Here is a 17,615-nt window from a genome sequence, read left to right as displayed (position 1 = left end):
ATGATATTGAACAGGACCGGAATTGTCAATGAAATGCGGCAGGATCTGCCATTTGCAAAAGGATCCCTTCGAGAAGACCGAAATCACTGATAGTTAAAGTTTTTTTACGATAAGTCGACATCAATTCAAGGACGATATCGATGCCCGGGATAATCAGGTCGCCTCTCCCCTTTTCCATGCCGGGGATTGCTTCACGTTGTGAAGTTGTTAACGGGGCAAGTCTGTTTCTGAAACGGATAATTCGGTCAAGATGCATCTGGTGATTGTTGACTTTTCGCCAGTCATATTCTGCCATTTCCATGTCCATGGCGGCCAGGGTCGTAATCGTTCCCGCCGTGCCGACAAAAGCAATCGAGGGGTTCAGCAGCTGCGGTTCAAACCCCTGCGCTGCAATTACGCGCTTTAATGATTCCACTGCGCGGCCGATGAAGCTTGACCGGTCATCGCTGTCCGGAGCCTCAGCGATCCGGACAACGCCGAGAGGAGTGCTTTTCTGAAAAACAACCTTGCCCTGTTCAACGATTATGAATTCGGTGCTGCCGCCTCCGATGTCGATGATTATGGCCGACTCCGGGCAGGGTTGAAGCGCTGACAGAACGCCGGCGGCGCTGGTTCTTGCTTCATGTTCTCCGCTGATGATCTGCAGGTCGAGGTTCAATCTCCGTTTAACATTATCGATGAATTGTGTGGCGTTCGAAGCTGTACGCAAGGCTTCGGTACCGAACGCTATAACGCTCTCGACCTGATAACGCCGAATTGTATCGCTGCAACGGCTTAAAGCATGAAGGGTCCGCTCCATTGCCTCCGGAGCAAGACCCTTATCCGTTTGGCCACCTTTGAGGCGGGTGATATATCTCTCGTAGTGCGATGGTCTGATTTGACCGGCAACAACCTCGCCGATCAGCAGGCGTACGGTATTCGATCCGACATCAATCGAGGCGTGCACTATTTCTTCCCGACAACCGCTTCCGCCAGGTTGAACGTATGATCACCTATCTTTTCGAAATTATGCAGCATATCGATAAAGATCAAGCCGGAGAGGACTGCGCATTCACCGGTGTTAAGACGACTGATGTGGTTATTGCGCAGGGATCGCTCCATGTTGTCAACCTGATCCTCCATCTCCTCGGATTTTTCAAAGGTATCCTCTGATGGACCCTCTTCCATGGCGGTAATCACATAGTTGAGGAAATCCCGGGTATGCCCCGATATCTCATCCAGTTCGTTCAGGGCCATTTCCGAGAACGGCACCTTCTCTTCAATGCGCCGCTGGCCAAGGCGCCAGAGATTCTCACAGTGGTCACCAACCCGTTCGATGTCATTAACCATATGCATCAGCGAAGCGACCTCTTTTGAGGTGTCTTCGGCAATCGACCGCTGCGACAGGGAAACCAGGAAATCGGTGATCTCTTTCTGCATGATGTCGAGCAGGTCTTCCCGTTCCTGAAGTTTTTGCACCCGCTTCAGATCCCCTTCTTTAATGAACTGCATGGTCCGGTCGTAGTTCTTCAAGGCAATCTGGGCCATCCGTTTGGTTTCGGAACGGGCCTGGCCGAGGGCGATCGGCGGCGTATTCAGGACACGGTTGTCGAGATACTTGAGATGGAAATCAACTTCCTCGTCAATGCCCGGGATTATCATCGTCGAAACCTTTGCCAAAATCCCGACAAACGGCAGGAAGACAAGAACATTCACGAGGTTGAACATGGTATGGGTGTTTGCAATGTAGCGGGCGATATAGGGCTTATCGCCGATTGCGGCGCCGATTGCAGCTGCCTGCTCGGCCGTCTGGACGACGAAGTCGGCCGGCCCGCCGACCAGAGGGGCGGTAATATAACTGATAAATTCCATATAATATGGCAACAGAATCAGCAGGTAGGCCGTGCCGAGAAAATTGAATAAAAAATGTGCAAGGGCGGTCCGCCGGGCTGCCAGGTTGGTGCCGATTGCCGCCAGATTTGCCGTGATCGTGGTTCCGATATTCTCGCCGAGGATCAGGGCTACGCTGGCTTCAAAGGTCAACAGGCCACTGGTCGCAAGGGCCAGGGTAATGCCGATGGTGGCGCTACTGCTTTGCACGATAACCGTCAGGATGGCACCGATTAAAACACCAAGCAGGGGATTGTCACCGACATGCAGAAATATCGCCTGGAAGGCCTCACTCCCCTTCACCGGGTCGAAGGCATGCTTCATTACCGACAGCCCGAAGAAAAGAATACCGAAGCCGAGCATTATTTCTCCGATATAGACCCACTTTTTACTTTTCGAGAATAACTTGAGGCCGGCGCCGATACCGATTGCCGGAAGCGCGTATTTGGTGATTTTAAACGCGATCAACTGTGCGGTGACCGTCGTACCGATATTCGCTCCGAGAACAACGCCGATTGACTGGACCAGCGACATCAGCCCGGCATTGACGAAGCCGACAACCATGACGGTTGTCGCACTTGAGGACTGGACAATAGCGGTAACCGCGAGGCCGACCAGCATGCCGATGAAACGGTTATTGGTCAAAGCTGCCAGGATCTTGCGGATGCGGTTGCCGGCGATTTTCTGCAACCCTTCCGACATGATCTTCATACCGAAAAGAAACATCCCGAGGCCGCCGACCAAACCGAAGATCAGATCCTTGTCCATGATTAATTCAAGCACGATAAACTCCCGCAGCGATTGTTTGAATAATGCGTAGCTAAAGTGAGGATTGTTGTGGAACGAATGGTGTGACTCTAATCAATGCGTTACTTTTTTTCAATGGAAAAAGGGAATGAAAAGGAAAGATTTTTGCCGGGTCGTCCGGAGGGTAATTCAGCCTGCAGGATAACCATACTCTGGTCGCTGATTTCAATGTTGAAATAGAGGCTTCCGGAGTTACGCATACCATTTTTCAGCAGACCGGTCTCGAGCGGAATCAGCCGTTCGACAGATGCCATGCCGGAGCCGACGTAGGGCCGCTCACTCGCCATCGCCGATGAAGCCCGATATTGCTCGAGATCGACAACATCATAGTAACCGATGAACGGGTATGGCAGGAAATAGGAGATTGCAGGATTAAGAATGGCATTGACCTCTTCCGGGCGCATCGGTTGATAGACCTTGCCGGCGGAATCGACTAATTTGAAATTGTCGAGAGAAAGATTGAGGTCATGACCGGTAAGGTTATTGATGACCAGGTAAAATGAGCCAATCGGCGTATCAATGTCATAACCACCGACTGCCATATCCTGCACCCGGGTCATAACAGAGAGTCCGGAATCGACGATTCGGATCGAATTGTCAGCCGAGCCGATAATGCCACCGGTTTCCGGTTTGGGGACAATGGATACACTGCTACAGCCGGCCAGCAACAAGGCAAGGAAAAGACCTACAACCGCTGCATATCTCATTTGACCCCCAGTCAGGAAGATTCGGAAAGAGACCACATTAGCATCTCTTTGTATTCGTCATTGTTTTCGCGAATTCGGGATGAAAAAACCGTAATGATGTTACGCATGATGGTCAGGGCGATTTTGGGTTTGGCTGCACAAAGTTTTTCAAAGTCTGATTTTTTTATACTCAGCAGTACCGCATCATCTTCAACCCTGGCGGTCGCCGATCTCGGGGCGCCATCGAGTATTGCAATCTCGCCAAAGACATCCTCGGGATTGAGCGTTACCAGAATTTTCTCATCCCCCTCAGCGATCAGTTTTGAAATTTTAACCCGACCGCTTTTAATCAGATAAAGTGACTCGCCCGGCATCTGTTCTACAAATACGGTTTTACCGGCGGCCAGTTTTTTCTCGTAAAAGAGAGACGCCACGACGTCAATCTCTTTTTTATCGAGATCATTGAATAGAAAGCAGTCAGACAAGCTGGATACGTCAATTTTCGCCATAACAGTCCGTCTATTTATCGCCGGTTATTTCGACCGGGATGGTGTTTTCTCCCCGAGGGTTGTCGTAGACAGTCAGTTCGACGCTACGCGATCCTGCTGATTCACATTCAATTCTACAGATAACTTTACGGGATTCAAGTAATGAATCGGCATTACCGGATTTGTCATCAACCGGGGCTGCCGCCGCAAAAGCCGAATTTGCTATGAGAAAGAATATGACTGCAATAACGGCTTTATTCATGATCTCTTATTCACCCGGGACCAGTATCAATATTTCAACTCTTCGGTTTTGGGCACGCCCTTCGGCGGTATCATTAGGTGCAATCGGTTCTTTTTCGCCGAACCCCCTGACGAACACACGACTTGGATCAAGTCCGTTTTTGGCTACCAGATGCATGGCATATTCAATTGCACGGTTGTACGCAAGTTCGTCATTGTAGCGATCCGATCCGGTACTGTCAGTATGGCCATCGATGCGCAGGGCATGCCACTTGTTGTCACGACTCAATTCGACGGCAATCATTGATAACGCCGCTGAACCTTCCGGTGTCAGAGAGTGTTGATCAACTTTGAAGGAAAACTCGGGCAGCAGGAACCGTCGGTAGACCCTTGCCTTGCCGGCCGAGGCCTCAGGCCGTTCGGTCAGAGCCATGGCCGGCGGACCGATCGGAGATGCTGCTTTTTGCGCTGCAACCCGGGTATAAGCATCGGATTGCATGATATTATTTTTCGGATCAAGCTCAATTTCACGATTCGCTTCAACCGGTACCTCTACAGCTGTTGTCGCCGGGGCCGATTCAAGGAGCGTCGGCAGTGTAACTACAGGTATAATCGGTGAAACATTTTCGGTCGGCATGTCCGTTTCGGGCAATTGCGGTGTTATCGCCGGTGCTGATGCCGCCGGTTTCGATTTTGACAGCAATGGCGACAAGGTTTTGATCTTGAGGACTTTAACCGGCTCCGACGATGGCTTTTCAGCAACCACCTCTTCCGGAAGCGCCGTTCGTTTGATCTGGTTGTAGGAGCCAATGCCCTGACAGGTCGACAAACCAACCAGAATCCGGGATTCGGGCGCGAGTCCGGTATCATTGCCTTCCAGCGCCTGCCCGTATCCGAGGCTTAACGTCAGGTGTGGGGAAATGAAATATTGAAACCCGGTCATCCACTCGCCGGTTTCACCGATCCCTGGTTGCGCTTCACTGAACATTTCTGCTTCGGCAATGATCCGCAGCCGATCAGTCGGAAAAATTTCGAGGCCGCCGCCGTAACCGGTAATATCTTCGTACGGGCCGATCGAAGGAACAGCCGAAAGATTCTCTTCCTTGTCAAGGAGTCCTCCCCAGCCGTGCAGGCCGAAGCGCTTCGTTCTGATACTCAGAATCCCCCTGGTCAGTACGTCTGTCAGGCCGTCAAGAGCCGGATCTATTGAAACAGCGCGTCTGAATTGAGCTTCGGCTGCAAGATTGATCAGGGAAGACCTTTTTCCCAGGAAACGGATTTTTGTGCCGAGGATTGAATAACCCCGGCCGCTGGCAGATTCTTCATCGTTGAAAAGAAGGTTTGGGTATGAGCCGTATACTTCCAGAAAGGACCCCAGACCAAGGGTAATGGCAAAGGGCATAACGGTTGCGTCATACTCCGGTGCCGGAGCCTGCCCCCAATCGGATCGATCCCCCCACAACCCGACACAGATGTTTCCCGAGTTCAGGGTCTGTGCCGTCGGTTGAGTGAGGAGTCCGGTTGAGCCGCAACTGGTCGGAATCGACCAGGCGTTGTTGACCGACAGCAGGAAAACAGCAGATATTAGAGCGACCCTGAATTGATATTTCATTGAAGTTTCCATTGCAGGATAATATTCTGCATTAAATACCACCTGTCGTTGACAAAATCAAATATTACAGACAATCACAGCCGCCCGGAATAAGACTTTTTGTATTCGAGATAGTTATCAGCCGACTGTTGCAGGTGCGCAATTTCCTTGTCGCTCAGTTGTCTCTTTATCCTTGCGGGTGAGCCAAGGGCCAGAGAGCCGGGCGGAATCACGGTTCCGGGAGCGACAACCGAGCCGGCGGCAACCAGAGAATCTGAGCCGATTTCAGCACCATCGAGAACGATCGCCCCGATACCAATCAGGCAGCGATTGCCGATTGTGCAACCATGCAACGTAACATTATGGCCGATAGTGACATCGTTGCCGATGACGGTCGGATGGGTCTTGTTCGTTACATGGATGACGGAACCGTCCTGAATATTTGTCCGGTCCCCGATTCTGATATGATTAACATCGCCCCGGATAACGACCTGAAACCAGACGCTGGAATCTTTGCCGATCACAACGTCACCGATAATCGTCGCCGTTGGCAGGAGCAGTGCTGTTTCATCAATAACCGGCGATGTGCCAGCGTAATCGATTTGCATAAAATCACCTGAAACCAGTTGAATAACTACGATTTATAAACAAGTATTGTGCCAAACGAGAAATTATATGCAGTGATGTCCTTCCCGGAGAGTATAATCGGCGCATAAAACGAACAAAGCCGGTAAATCTGCGGGATAGAGGCATGAATAAATCATTATCGGTTTCCTAAACAAAAACCTTCCATACCGGAGCAGGAAGGTTAAATGGTATATTGCCAGAATGTTTGCCGGCAAAAAACGTAACCGGCAGAACCTTTGGTCTTACCGGTCAACCATCTCTTTTAATTCCTTGCCGACCTTGAAGAACGGGAGCTTCTTCGGATTGACATTGATGATCTCACCGGTTTTCGGGTTCCTGCCCATGTAGGCTTTGTAATCCTTGACAATAAAACTGCCAAAACCGCGTATTTCAATCCTTCCACCCTCGGACAGCGTTTCAGACATTGAATCAAAGATTATATTGACAATTTCTTCCGACTTTTTGTAAGTGAGATTTTTTTCGTTGGATAAGGCTTCAACAAGTTCAGATTTATTCATAATACCTCCAGAACGCGGACTGTCATCGTGATGTTGAAGACAACTACAATAAACTATACTCTGGAGATTGCAGATGTCAAACAGACGTCTGGATTGGTTGAACTTCAGGTGATATCAGATAGTTGTGAATGGCGAGAGTGTCCAGATGACCCTGGCGTCGTCGTCGCCGATATTGTCCCAGCGATGTGGAAGATGCGATTTGAAGCAGAGTGAATCTCCGGCATTCAGGATATGTTTTTCATCGGCAATGTCGACTTGCAGGGTTCCCTCAAGGACATAAATCAATTCGTCACCGGGGTGGTACATGTTCTTGTCGCCACTTGTCCCATTCTTCTTGACGGTGCAGTAAAAGGACATGAATTGCGGGTCGCGCAAACCTGAAGTAAATGATTCCGTGTGCATGTTGTGGGCGTCGTCGTAAACTGTTTTGTCTCGCTGCCCCGGTGATGAAAAAACCACCTCGTTGGTTGCTTTCACTTCCTCGACAAAATAGTTGATACTTTTATCGAAAACCTCGGCCAGTTTCATCAGGATTTCAACCGAAGGGATCGTCAACCCGCGTTCGATCCGCGAGATCATGTTTGAAGAAACATTAGACAGGTCGGCCAGTTCCTGGATTGTCATGTCGCTTTTAAGCCGTATCGCCTTGAGTTTTTTGCCTACGATTTTCTTGATCCGCATAAATCTCTCCGGAGGCTATTGCGCAACATTGGGAGCTGGTGAAACGACCCACATGACAACGGTTTGACCATCATAAACATTTTGCCAGCGATGCGGCAGCGATGCCTTGAAGGTGATGGAATCCCCTTCATCGAGAACAAATCGTTCGCCATCAATATCGAAGGCCAGGCTCCCTCTCAGGACAAGAGCAAACTCTTCACCGGTATGAATCATCCCCCCCTCGCCGCTCGTGCAGTCCTTTTCGAGCGTATCGTAAAATACTGCAAAGTTCGGATCGCGCAAGCCATGCGTCAGGCTGGTGATCTGGTGCTTATCCTCGAAGAAGAATATCGGTTGGCCTTCTCCTTTTCGGGTATAAACAGTCGTCGACCCGGCGGAAGCTTCTTCAACAAAAAAATTGATGCTCATTCCAAACGCATTGGCAAGTTTCATCAGGATCTCGACCGAGGGAATAGTCAAACCCCGTTCGATTCTTGAGATCATATTTGATGAAACCTTGGAAGACGCAGATAAATCCTGAATAGTCATGTCATTTTTCAGGCGCGTTGTCTTCAGTTTTTTGCCAATTAGTTTTTTTACCATAGAAAATTTCCTCTGGAAATGAAACGCTTTTTTATCATCTAAATCGAAAGCTGTCAATAAGATATGAGATTAAATTGACAAAAATGGTAATTACATTAAATTGATTGTCAACCTCTTCTTCGAGGATGGTTGACATGACGGTAAATATGCTTATAATCGGGCAAATTCTGACCGGAGGAGCGGCTATGCTGGAATTGGCTGAACATATCATATCAGGAGAGCGACTGAAGGCAGATCAGGCTGAAAGAATACTCTCTGCCAGAGGGGCTGAATTGACGGCCGTACTCGCCGGCGCTCATCGGATCAAGGAGTTTCACTTCAAGGACAGGATTGAACTTTGCTCAATCATCAACGCCAAATCGGGTCGTTGTGCTGAAAACTGCGCTTTTTGTGCGCAATCTGTCCACGCTGACACCGATACTCCTGTCTATCCCCTGAAATCGAAAGAGGAGATTGTTGCTGGCGCCATGGACGCAGATCGTGAGGGTTCCCATTGCTACGGCATCGTTACAAGCGGCACCCGGGTGCAGCCGGGTGCCGAATTCGAATCTATTCTTTCGGCCATCAGTGAAATCAAAAAGAAAACCGCAATTGACCCGTCGGCCTCACTCGGAATTCTTACTCCCGAGACGGCCAGGGCCCTGGCCGAGGCCGGATGCGTCACCTACCACCACAATCTCGAGACGGCACGCTCCTTCTTTCCGCAAATCTGTACAACCCATGACTATGAAGATGACGTGCAGACGGTCCGGATTGCCAAGGATGCCGGCATGAAGGTCTGTTGTGGCGGCATCTTCGGACTCGGCGAGTCAACCGCGCAGCGTTTCGAATTGGCCGAAACGATTCGTGATCTTGATGTTGATTCGGTACCGCTGAATTTCCTGAATCCGATCCGGGGAACCCGGTTACAGGATGCCGCCAACCTGACACCAATGGACTGCCTCCGGGTTATTGCCCTTTTCCGATATGCACTCCCCGACAAAAGGATCAGCGTATGCGGTGGCCGTGAACCGAACCTTCGTGATTTTCAGTCGTGGATTGTCATGGCCGGTGCGAGTGGAACCATGATTGGCAATTACCTGACAACAAGCGGCCGCAAGCGGGAGGATGATTTGCAAATGCTCAGGGATGCCGAGGTGCAAACAGATGGCTGCTGCTAAAGGTGTATTCGTAACCGGCACCGATACCGGCGTCGGGAAATCTGTGGTTGCGGCAGCTCTCGCCCACTATCTACGCCACCAGGGAATCAATGTCGGCGTCATGAAGCCGATAGAGAGCGGAGTTGCCGACCCGGAACAACCGGGTCCGGATGCCGTCATGCTGCAGACTGCCGCCGGGACGGATGATCCGGTCGACATGATATCTCCCTATCGTCTTAATGAACCCCTGGCGCCGGCAGTTGCAGCGCAAAGAGCCGGGGTCAAAATCGTCCCGGCCCATATCATCGATCAATATCACGAGCTGTGCAGTCGGCACGATTTTATCATTGTCGAAGGTGCCGGCGGCCTGATGGTTCCGATTGCTGGCGGAATCCTGATAGCCGACCTGGCAAAGCAGATGGACCTGCCCCTGCTGGTCGTAACCCGACCAAATCTCGGCACCATCAACCATACCTTTCTGACGGTATTTTCAGCCAGGCAAATGCAGCTGCCGGTTGCCGGCTACATCATAAACCGGATGCCGGCAAACCCCGATGCGGCCTCCGAGACGGCACCACACACCCTCTCTTCGCTCATATCGGCCGATCTGCTCGGCGTCCTGCCCGACATCGAGGGCGTATCGCAAAGCGACCTGGTCAAGCTTGTTGCGGCCGAGATAGAGACCTCCCCTGCTCTTGGCCTGCTGCATGCCAACCTGCAGATCAGTCTTTGATGATTGCTGGTGGCATTTCGTTGAAAAACTGATAATATCTTCGCCATGCGCCCGCAACGAAAATATCTCCTCATTTCCATGCTCTGCCTCGCTGTACTTTCAGTATTGACCTCTTATGCTTTTTCCGAATCGACGGAGGACTTCCAGGTCAGGGAGAGGCCGGTTCGCAAAGAGACGGTGCTTGATCTGATCTTCGGCTCAACGCCCGAGATGCCGACCGAAAGAGGCATCCTGGTTATCGACGCCTTTGAGGATCTTGACAGGAATGGCATCCGCGGGGAGAATGAGCCTGAATTACGGGATGTCATCACCTGTAATGTCGACAGCATCGACTACCAGGTCCCGGCCTTTATCCCCGGGCTCGTTTACAACAATCGCTATGAGGTGCGTTGTAGCGGAACCGACTACTATCCGGTTATTCCCGACAAGAAAATCCTGATTGAACGGCGTGGCCACGTTATCGAGATCGAATTGCCGTGCCATAGAAACGCGTCCGTTCATCAATAATTCTTTCCATTGGGTTGTCTTTTGTCCCGAATGAATTTCATAGTTCAATTACTGTTCCCGGGCGGGATTCTTTTTGTCGGCAGTTGCGCCCTGCTCTATTCGCAATTCTGGCTCGACCTCAACCCGACCCATATTGACCTGTTCGGCTTGATCGTTCTTGTTTTCGGTCTGTTCCTCAGTTGGCGATTTGATCGTAACCGGCTGTTGTATGCCCTGCTGGTGCTACTGATCGCTGACTTGATAGAGCGCAGTTTTATCCCCTTCCCGTCCAGGGTTTCAACGCACGCCATTATCGCGGTTCTGGTCCCGATCAATTTCATCCTGCTTGGCGTGATAAAGGAAAAAGGGATCCGGACGCGGCACGGCCTTTTGCATCTAAGCATGATTCCGTTACAGGTTTTCCTGGTTTACTGGTGGCTTGAGCACTGGGATGGTCGTTACTACTACCTTCTCGAAAAGACTCACCTGCCACCCCATTTCGGGATTATTCCGGATATTTACGCCGGAGCCGTGCTGCTTGCATTGCTGGTTCAGTCATTCCGTTATGCCCGTTATCGCAATCCTGTTGAAACCGCCTTTATCTGGTCAATCCTCTGTGTCGCTATTGCCGGCGTGATGACCCCGGGGATCGAGACAACGTTCTTTCGTATTGTGTCGGCCCTGATAATAATCATTTCGGTTTTTGAAATGTCTTATACCCTGGCTTATCGTGATGAACTGACCGGACTGCCGGGGCGGCGCGCCCTGCAGGAGACATTCAACAAGCTCGGCGGTCAGTATGCGATTGCCATGGCTGATATCGATCACTTCAAAAAGCTCAATGACACTTATGGTCACGATATTGGTGATCAGGTTTTGAAAATGGTTGCGGCCCGATTGATCCGCGGTTCCGGCAACGGACTGGCTTTTCGTTATGGCGGTGAGGAGTTCTGTATCGTTTACAGGGGTAAGGATACCGAAGCGACCCTGAACGCCCTGGAGTCATTACGCAAGACAATTGCCGATGAGCCGTTTATTATCCGGCAGAGGATGCGACCGGTCAAGAAACCGAAACAGCCGAAACAGAAGCAGAAAAAAGGTCAATCTCTGCGGGTCACGATCAGCATCGGAGTCGCCGTGAAAAATGATCAATCAAGAAATCCGGCCGATGTCTTGAAGGGGGCTGACCTGGCTCTGTACCGGGCCAAAAAAGCCGGCCGCAATCGCGTCAAAACATGAAGCCGCCTAAGTAACTTCCCGCCAGGCATCGATTGCCGGGAAATAAAGTGCGCCCCGGATCTCCCTGTCGATATCAATACAGCGGAAAAGGTCCATATAGGTTCTGATCTGTGTTTCGTATGCCTCCACCTCATTATCGAGGAAATCTTCCCTTTGCATCCCCTTGCCCGGGGCGCTTGTCTTGTAATCGATGACCCAGCGGATATCGTCATCGATAAAGGTGCGATCGACTGAAGCGTGAACCAGTTGATTATTGATCATGCCGCTCAATTCAAGCTCAGATTCACTTGCGCGATGGTTGCCAAGGATCCATCTGCCGCGTTCACTGGCGAGGGTGTTGCGGAGGCAGGAGATGACCCTGTCGGTACATGGCTGCAACCGGTCGGCCGGAATGCCCTGAATATTGAGTTCACTGCTGATATCAGGGGGCAACTTCTCAATACAGGATTCTGTCAGCCCATGCCTGGCCGCTTTTTCAAGCCAGCTGTGAACCGTGGTCCCGATGATGCGTCCCTCTTCGCTGCGCAGTGAAAATCGGCTGCTGGCGTAAACGGTCTTGTCGCCTATTTCCGAAGCGGTTATCGTGCTGCGATCGGTGACGTCAACCGCATCAGGCATTTCCGGCAGTTGCCAGTCCGGCGACAATCGTCGAATGACCGCATTGCGAATACCGGCATCGGCTTGCGGTTCGGTTGTAATGATTTCCACGCTGTCTTCGACGGTCGGCCAAATCGCATCAAGCAGACTGTTTGCCTCAGGTCGAAACTCTCCGCCGGACTCCCTGACATGGCCTAGCAGATGCAGTTCGTTCCTGGCCCGGGTCGCAGCAACATAGAACAGTCGCAGCGTTTCGTGGCTGGCCCGAAGTTTCTGGATATCGCCAATGGCGCGATAGATATCGTCTTCATCATCTCCGGCCGGCGGGACCGGGGCCAGCATCAACCCGTAATCGGGATGTTCAAGCCAGCGCAACAACTGCTTATCGTCGCCGCGGGGCGAACGGCCAAGACCGGGAACAATAACCGTATCAAATTCAAGACCCTTGGCCTTGTGAATTGTCATGATCTGCAGTTGCGGACCGGCCAGGGGGTCGGGTGACGCGAACAGTTTGCGTAGCCCGTCAGCCAGAGATTCGAAGCTCTCGAGGCCGCCGCCATAATCAAGTTCATCGAGGAGATTGAAGACCCGTGCGGCATCGGCCAGCCCGGCTTGATCGAGGACCGCCGGCCCTCCGAGCTGCAACCAGGTTGATTCAACCAGTTGCCGCAACCCGACCCGGCCTTTTTTATCGAGGGCAGTGTTGACAACCTGCCGTAGCCGAGACAATGCCCTGGTTCCTTCTGCACTCAATGTTTCGAACATCTCGAATTGCGGCTGGTCGGAAAGGATTCGCTGCAGCAGCAGATTCTCTCCGGAGAGAACCAGCAGATCGTTCAGCGACACGCCGCACCAGGGGGCACGCAGAACACTGAACCATGCGACATTGTCGGCAGGATGCAGCAGCGCCCTGGTTAACGCGGCGAGGTCATGTGCAACCGGACGATCTCCCAGCTGATCAAGATCCTGGGCCTGGTAGTGTATGCTGTTCTTCTTGAGGATCTTTATCGTTTCCTCGAGATGATTGCGCGACCGGACCAGGATGGCGATTGAGCCGTCCGGGTCTCTATCCTGGGCCGTCCTGATGATCGCCAGGATCTTCTCGGCTTCGCTGGCATCGTCCCTGCCGGCGAAACAGGTAAAATGGACCGGTTGCGCCGATATGTGCCTGTTTATTTCTGTTGCCCGGGTATAGGGGACGGCGCCGGTCAGGATGTCACCGGCTGGTGCAAACAACGGCGCAAAGGTCCGGTTGTGCCAGGCCACCAGACTCCCTTGCGAACGAAAATTGCTGCTCAGTGCGAGAGGTTCGAGCCGGACCGGTCCGATTCCATCTTTTACCGCTTTCAGGAAAAGGCCGACATCAGCTTCGCGGAAACGATAAATTGACTGCATCGGATCGCCGACGATGAACAGGGTCCGCCCGTCGTCCGGTTGCCAGCCGGCGGTCAGTTTCTGCAGCAGATCGTACTGGGTATAAGAGGTGTCCTGGTATTCGTCGACAAGAATATGGTTAATCGTTGCATCGAGTTGCAGCAACAGATCTTCCGGCGTTTCAACCGAACCGAGCGCCAGCCGGGCCGAGCCGGCGACTTCGATAAAATCGATCTGGCCGGCGGCGCGGAAAACTTCACGCAACTCGATAACCGCAAGCGGCAGAAGCCGAACCAGCGATTGCAGCACCAGCCATTGCCTTTCCTGGTACTGTGAATAGGGCAGTTTTCTTATCCATTGAAGTGCCGGCAAAAAAGAGGCGTCGCTCGCCAGCTGCTCCAGCAGCGCAAGCATCCGCTCTTTCATGCGAGCGGCCGGTTCGGTTTTGTCGGCCGGAAAACCGTCACGCACGGTAACCTGTTTGCGGAGCTGGCCCTTGCCGGTCAAAAGCAAGCCGGATAATTCAACCCACTGGGCCCGGCACAATCCCCCCTCGGTCAGGTCGCCCCCGTAACCGATAAACGATGTAAGGCTGTTCACACCTCCGGCGGCATCAAGATTTTCGGCGGCATACAGGGCCATGGCAGTCAATTCGCTTCTCAGTTCAGGACCGAACAGACTGCTGCAATCACTGATGACACCGTCGACATAACGTCCCAGACTCTCTTCAAGAAGACCGCGCGACCCATCGCTTTCGTAAATGATATGCCGGATCCACTGATCCCGTTTTGCCAGCATTGAAATAATAAGGGAACGAAGATTGACCAGATGATTATCGATCTGGCGCAAAACGGTTTCGATATGGCGGCTGGCCGGCGAATCGGATTCAAGTTTCAATAACAGGTTTTCCGCAGCCTGCCGATACAGCGCCTCAGCATCTTCAGCAATGCCGGGTTGTTCGCCAAGGCGGGCAAGCCAGGGCATCTGGCGCGACAACGAAGAACAGAAGCTGTCGATTGTCATGATCTGCAGCCGCGACGGGTTCTGTATCAGGTTCCAGTCGAGCCGCTGGTCCTGCTGCAGTACGCGTCGGGCGCGCTGCCAGGTCTGCCGTCGATAATCTTCAACCGGTTCAGGTTCGGTGGAGGCCTGCACAAGAGCTGCGAGAAGACGGTCTTGCATCTCAGCCGCAGCTTTCCTGGTGAAGGTAATGGCCAGGACCTCTTCCGGTTTTTGAACCGTCGTCAGCAGCCCGAGAATGCGCTGGATGAGCAGCTCGGTCTTGCCCGACCCGGCCGGGGCCTGGACAATAAAAGATCGCTCCGGGTCCAGGGCATCCTGGCGCGCCCGGAGGTCTGAAGGCGGCAGCTTGTCAGTCACAACGCACCTCCCAGAGCGGCCAGTCATTCCGTTCGTGGATGCGACAGAGACTGGTGAGATCGCAATATCGGCAGGTTTTGTGAACGTCGACCGGGTCGACAGAGGCGTCACCGCTGGTGAACGCATCGCCCAGGGCCGGCAGCGCATTTTTCCAATGGCCGAGAACCTGGTCGATATCCTCCCAACCGAATTCATTCAAGGTCTTCTGCAAGGCATGACTGCTCAGGCCGGGGAACTCTTCCGGAGCGCGCGCCAGACCGGAGAAACGCCTTTCGGCCGGCTTGTTACGAACAACGGCAAACAGTACGGCCCCGATCTCTGAGCGTTCGATTGCGTTGCAATAGACGGGGAGTTGAGGTTCCTGGATACGATGCTCGTACCATTGCTTCGGATCGGGGATGCCGGTTTTATAATCGATAATCGCCAAAGTGCCATTTTCGAGGCGGTCAATACGGTCGATTCTGGTTCGAAAATGGAGCCGGCCGATTGTTTCCTGGTGTAACTGCTCCTGTTCGATCACTGTAAAAGGGGCTCTCTTCCTTTCCAGCTCAAGCCATTTTCGGCAGAGGCGCACCAGGCGGAGTGATTCAAGTTCGCGAATCCGTGATGGCATGTCAGCGCGTTTTTGTTTCTCCTCCCGGGTTAATGCCTGTTCAACAGCTCTCGACAAGGTACTGGAAATATCCTCTTCACTCAGCTGAGACAGCGTTTCGTGGGTTCTGGTCGTCTCCCAGAAAAATTCGAGGGTGCTGTGGACCAGAGTGCCACGGGTCATATTGTCGAGACCGATATCAGGATCTTCCATCCCCTGTGCCTTCAGCCGGTAATGAGCAAAAGCGCGGAAAGGACAAAGGGCCTGGTCCTTGACGATAGCGGTACCTCCGCTGACCGGTTTTTTTGACAAGAGACTTCTGGTTTGAAAATCGGATATGTATTCCAGCGCACCCTTCCAGGCAGAAATCGTTGCTGCCGGCGCCGCTGAAACCGTATCCGGTAATGACCGGGCCGGTAAATCGTTGATGAAAAAAGAAGGTCGTTGTGCGACGCCGTTATCGGTAACCGGCCAACTGGTGACAACCGATGGAGCGGCATTGAACAGGCGCTGAATAATCCGCCCGGCGTACTCCAGTTCCCGGCCGGCATCGGCGCGCGGCATGCCTTTCTCTTTCTGCAGGGAGCGCGGGATAAAGGGGTTCGGGCGTACCGATTTCGGCAATGCCGAAGAGTGCATGCCGAGAATCCAGAGGCAATCGAAATCGAGCCCTCCCGCTTCAAGCATGCCGAGAACCTGGACCTTCGAACCGGACGACTCTGGCTGGTACTCGACATCTGCGGCCATCTGCCGCAACAGGCGGCACGCTTCAGACCGTGAGACCGGGCCGGCAACCAGATCGAGGCTGGCGATCTCGGCCAAAAGGGTTCGAAAGCGTTCAACCGCCTGGTATTGACGGCTCGATATTGTGCGGTCGCCCGGCCAGCCGCAGGCCTGCAAGAGATTGGCAAATTTCTCCGCCCAGACCCCGGGCATCGCCTTGTGGCTGTTGTTGTTGAACCTGGAAATTGATTCGATAATGGTGACAAAATCGTGATCGCATCCGACATCTTCGAGCAGTCGTTGTAATTTCCAAAGCGGAAAGCTGGCGAGTCGGCGCCGCCTTAGTTCGACATCGGCCAGGCTCCTTTTGGCAAACGCGGCACCAGACCCGGCAAGATGCGGTGAGAGCAGCAGTCGGCTCAATTCATCAATCGACAGTACCGATGGTAACGAGAGAAGCTGCAGGGCCGAGAAGATAACGCCCTCCCCGTCGAGGCGGCCGCCCAGGGAGATGTTGTACGGCAACGAACTGCCGCTGCCATCGAGGGCTGCCGATGGATCGAGCTCACTCAGAAAGTGATGCCGGATCAATGACTGGTATCGTTCAAGGTCGGGCGCAATAACGCCGATACGCAATTCCGGATTATCCCTGAGCAGATGCCGGATCCAGCGGGCGCACTCGGCAACTTCATCCTCGCGGTCGAGACCCGGATAAACAGAAATATCAGATTCAATCTGATGGTCAGGATAAATTTCCGTTTGCGTGCCGGCCTCTGCAAGGGCGTGCAGAAGATTTTTTTGCGCCGGGTTGAAATCATCAAAACCGACCATGACGATTTTCGCCGGAGGCGACAGTTCACCCTGCGCAAAGGCTTTGCTGACAAAAGAGATGCGGGTGCTCTGGTCTTGGCGATTGAGACGGCCCAACTCAAGGTTCCATGCTTTATGCCATCGGTAAAAAGCCTGATGATCCTCTGTGATCCCTTTTGTTTTCAGTTCGGCATCATAATCGTGGAGCAGTACCGAGGCCTGCGCCGCCTTGCGCGCGGTAGAAGTGATTTGCAGCAATTCATGTTGTGTCGTTTCGATATCGTGGCGGATGATTCTTTCCCACAAATGCCCGGATTGCGCAGAATTCAAAAACCGGCTCTCGCCGTTCAGCGAATTGCTTAAACGACGACACCAGTTGTCCAGTGCGTAAACAGACGGTCTTTTCCAGGCGCCGGCCGCCGCAGCGATCATGAACTCATCAAACTGAACCAT

General features: G+C 52.6%; 16 protein-coding genes. 4 read left to right on the top strand and 12 right to left on the bottom strand.

Features of this window, described 5'->3' with window-relative positions; translation table 11 throughout:
* Nucleotides 1-25: 25 nt before the first annotated feature.
* The 10 genes from C0623_02155 to C0623_02110 all read right to left on the bottom strand — a co-directional run bounded on the left by C0623_02155 (nucleotide 26) and on the right by C0623_02110 (nucleotide 8,089).
* A complete protein-coding gene (locus tag C0623_02155) occupies nucleotides 26-949 on the bottom strand; it encodes an exopolyphosphatase (protein ID PLY03164.1) in 924 nt (307 codons plus the stop codon).
* Nucleotides 946-2,637 carry a Na/Pi cotransporter gene (locus tag C0623_02150; GenBank protein PLY03163.1) on the bottom strand — a complete coding sequence of 564 codons (1,692 nt, stop codon included), beginning with the start codon at nucleotides 2,635-2,637 and terminating at the stop codon, nucleotides 946-948. Before C0623_02150 ends, C0623_02155 begins: the two co-directional genes overlap by 4 nt.
* A 101-nt stretch (nucleotides 2,638-2,738) precedes the next feature.
* A complete protein-coding gene (locus C0623_02145) occupies nucleotides 2,739-3,383 on the bottom strand; it encodes a hypothetical protein (protein ID PLY03162.1) in 645 nt (214 codons plus the stop codon).
* An 11-nt stretch (nucleotides 3,384-3,394) separates the two neighbouring features.
* Nucleotides 3,395-3,871 carry a hypothetical protein gene (locus C0623_02140; GenBank protein PLY03161.1) on the bottom strand — a complete coding sequence of 159 codons (477 nt, stop codon included), beginning with the start codon at nucleotides 3,869-3,871 and terminating at the stop codon, nucleotides 3,395-3,397.
* 10 nt (nucleotides 3,872-3,881) lie between these two features.
* Complete coding sequence (locus tag C0623_02135; GenBank protein PLY03160.1) at nucleotides 3,882-4,112, bottom strand: hypothetical protein; 231 nt, start codon at nucleotides 4,110-4,112, stop codon at nucleotides 3,882-3,884.
* 6 nt (nucleotides 4,113-4,118) lie between these two features.
* Nucleotides 4,119-5,714 (bottom strand): hypothetical protein, encoded by a 1,596-nt coding sequence (locus tag C0623_02130; protein ID PLY03159.1) that lies wholly within the window; start codon nucleotides 5,712-5,714, stop codon nucleotides 4,119-4,121.
* Nucleotides 5,715-5,776: 62 nt separating this feature from the next.
* Complete coding sequence (locus C0623_02125) at nucleotides 5,777-6,289, bottom strand: gamma carbonic anhydrase family protein (GenBank protein ID PLY03158.1); 513 nt, start codon at nucleotides 6,287-6,289, stop codon at nucleotides 5,777-5,779.
* Between the two features lie 261 nt (nucleotides 6,290-6,550).
* Nucleotides 6,551-6,826 (bottom strand): integration host factor subunit beta, encoded by a 276-nt coding sequence (locus C0623_02120; GenBank protein PLY03157.1) that lies wholly within the window; start codon nucleotides 6,824-6,826, stop codon nucleotides 6,551-6,553.
* Nucleotides 6,827-6,940: 114 nt separating this feature from the next.
* The gene (locus C0623_02115; protein PLY03156.1) at nucleotides 6,941-7,507 is read right to left on the bottom strand and encodes an XRE family transcriptional regulator; all 567 of its coding nucleotides are present in this window, start codon (nucleotides 7,505-7,507) and stop codon (nucleotides 6,941-6,943) included.
* Between the two features lie 15 nt (nucleotides 7,508-7,522).
* Nucleotides 7,523-8,089 (bottom strand): XRE family transcriptional regulator, encoded by a 567-nt coding sequence (locus tag C0623_02110; protein ID PLY03155.1) that lies wholly within the window; start codon nucleotides 8,087-8,089, stop codon nucleotides 7,523-7,525.
* A 185-nt stretch (nucleotides 8,090-8,274) separates the two neighbouring features.
* Between C0623_02110 and bioB the strand changes: the two genes are divergently transcribed.
* Genes bioB through C0623_02090 form a run of 4 tightly spaced genes read left to right on the top strand, consistent with a single transcriptional unit; the run spans nucleotide 8,275 to nucleotide 11,686 of the window.
* Nucleotides 8,275-9,249, top strand: a complete 975-nt coding sequence (gene bioB / locus C0623_02105) for a biotin synthase BioB (GenBank protein PLY03197.1) — start codon at nucleotides 8,275-8,277, stop codon at nucleotides 9,247-9,249.
* Complete coding sequence (bioD, locus tag C0623_02100) at nucleotides 9,236-9,961, top strand: dethiobiotin synthase (GenBank protein PLY03154.1); 726 nt, start codon at nucleotides 9,236-9,238, stop codon at nucleotides 9,959-9,961. The genes bioB and bioD overlap by 14 nt, the downstream gene beginning before the upstream one ends.
* A 45-nt stretch (nucleotides 9,962-10,006) precedes the next feature.
* A complete protein-coding gene (locus tag C0623_02095; protein PLY03153.1) occupies nucleotides 10,007-10,468 on the top strand; it encodes a hypothetical protein in 462 nt (153 codons plus the stop codon).
* 30 nt (nucleotides 10,469-10,498) lie between these two features.
* Nucleotides 10,499-11,686 (top strand): hypothetical protein, encoded by a 1,188-nt coding sequence (locus C0623_02090; GenBank protein PLY03152.1) that lies wholly within the window; start codon nucleotides 10,499-10,501, stop codon nucleotides 11,684-11,686.
* Nucleotides 11,687-11,692: 6 nt separating this feature from the next.
* Here the strand turns inward: C0623_02090 and C0623_02085 are convergent, their stop codons facing one another.
* Both C0623_02085 and C0623_02080 read right to left on the bottom strand, forming a co-directional pair.
* Nucleotides 11,693-15,184, bottom strand: a complete 3,492-nt coding sequence (locus tag C0623_02085; protein PLY03151.1) for a DNA helicase UvrD — start codon at nucleotides 15,182-15,184, stop codon at nucleotides 11,693-11,695.
* Entirely contained in the window at nucleotides 15,030-17,615 is a 2,586-nt protein-coding gene (locus tag C0623_02080) for a hypothetical protein (GenBank protein ID PLY03150.1), read from the bottom strand. Before C0623_02080 ends, C0623_02085 begins: the two co-directional genes overlap by 155 nt.

Origin of the sequence: Desulfuromonas sp., assembly GCA_002869615.1 — a bacterium.
Taxonomy (GTDB): Bacteria; Desulfobacterota; Desulfuromonadia; order Desulfuromonadales; family UBA2294; genus BM707.
Note: the sequence above shows the minus strand (reverse complement) of the source record. Positions and strands in the feature narration are given on the sequence as shown.

What these genes read in the sequence shown, in the direction of transcription:
- C0623_02150 (PLY03163.1), bottom strand. Translation starts at nt 2,637, where the DNA reads ATGGACAAGGATCTGATCTTCGGTTTGGTCGGCGGCCTCGGGATGTTT.
- C0623_02145 (PLY03162.1), bottom strand. Translation starts at nt 3,383, where the DNA reads ATGAGATATGCAGCGGTTGTAGGTCTTTTCCTTGCCTTGTTGCTGGCC.
- C0623_02140 (PLY03161.1), bottom strand. Translation starts at nt 3,871, where the DNA reads ATGGCGAAAATTGACGTATCCAGCTTGTCTGACTGCTTTCTATTCAAT.
- C0623_02135 (PLY03160.1), bottom strand. Translation starts at nt 4,112, where the DNA reads ATGAATAAAGCCGTTATTGCAGTCATATTCTTTCTCATAGCAAATTCG.
- C0623_02130 (PLY03159.1), bottom strand. Translation starts at nt 5,714, where the DNA reads ATGGAAACTTCAATGAAATATCAATTCAGGGTCGCTCTAATATCTGCT.
- C0623_02125 (PLY03158.1), bottom strand. Translation starts at nt 6,289, where the DNA reads ATGCAAATCGATTACGCTGGCACATCGCCGGTTATTGATGAAACAGCA.
- C0623_02120 (PLY03157.1), bottom strand. Translation starts at nt 6,826, where the DNA reads ATGAATAAATCTGAACTTGTTGAAGCCTTATCCAACGAAAAAAATCTC.
- C0623_02115 (PLY03156.1), bottom strand. Translation starts at nt 7,507, where the DNA reads ATGCGGATCAAGAAAATCGTAGGCAAAAAACTCAAGGCGATACGGCTT.
- C0623_02110 (PLY03155.1), bottom strand. Translation starts at nt 8,089, where the DNA reads ATGGTAAAAAAACTAATTGGCAAAAAACTGAAGACAACGCGCCTGAAA.
- bioB (PLY03197.1), top strand. Translation starts at nt 8,275, where the DNA reads ATGCTGGAATTGGCTGAACATATCATATCAGGAGAGCGACTGAAGGCA.
- bioD (PLY03154.1), top strand. Translation starts at nt 9,236, where the DNA reads ATGGCTGCTGCTAAAGGTGTATTCGTAACCGGCACCGATACCGGCGTC.
- C0623_02095 (PLY03153.1), top strand. Translation starts at nt 10,007, where the DNA reads ATGCGCCCGCAACGAAAATATCTCCTCATTTCCATGCTCTGCCTCGCT.
- C0623_02090 (PLY03152.1), top strand. Translation starts at nt 10,499, where the DNA reads ATGAATTTCATAGTTCAATTACTGTTCCCGGGCGGGATTCTTTTTGTC.
- C0623_02085 (PLY03151.1), bottom strand. Translation starts at nt 15,184, where the DNA reads ATGCGCTGCCGGCCCTGGGCGATGCGTTCACCAGCGGTGACGCCTCTG.
- C0623_02080 (PLY03150.1), bottom strand. Translation starts at nt 17,615, where the DNA reads ATGGTTCAGTTTGATGAGTTCATGATCGCTGCGGCGGCCGGCGCCTGG.